The organism is Vibrio sp. 1180_3, from assembly GCF_029478545.1.
Classification (GTDB): Bacteria; Pseudomonadota; Gammaproteobacteria; order Enterobacterales; family Vibrionaceae; genus Vibrio; species Vibrio aestuarianus.
Genome location: NZ_SJFM01000190.1, coordinates 1 through 407 on the forward strand (window position 1 = coordinate 1; position 407 = coordinate 407).

Below are 407 nucleotides of genomic sequence, written 5' to 3' on the forward strand. Positions count from 1 at the left end.
TATCACTATTGGCTTAAACGCCCAGCGTTAATTAATGCGGAAACAATAAAACTGCGCAGCTTGGTCAGTGAGGCTCATGCCGCAAGCAATGGCTCTGCGGGAGCGAGAACCATTGCAGATATAGTCACAAATCAGGGTGTAAAGCTGGATCATTACAAACAAAGCTTATGAGAACGCTTGGTTTAGTGAGTTGCCAAGAGCCAAAGCATCGCTACAGAAAGGCTTCACAAGAACATATTGACGTTCCAAATCACTTAGGTCGTCAGTTTGCGGTTACCGGCCCAAATGAGGTCTGGGCTGGTGATGTTACGTATATTTGGACAGGTAATCGGTGGATGTATTTAGCAGTTGTTATCGATCTTTTTGCCCGAAAAGTGATTGGTTGGTCGATGTCTCTATCACCTGAT

Annotated in this window: 1 pseudogene; it reads left to right on the forward strand. The window is 45.0% G+C overall.

The window, feature by feature from the left end:
* Positions 1-407, forward strand: a pseudogene (locus EYW48_RS21530) (DDE-type integrase/transposase/recombinase); the annotation flags it as partial.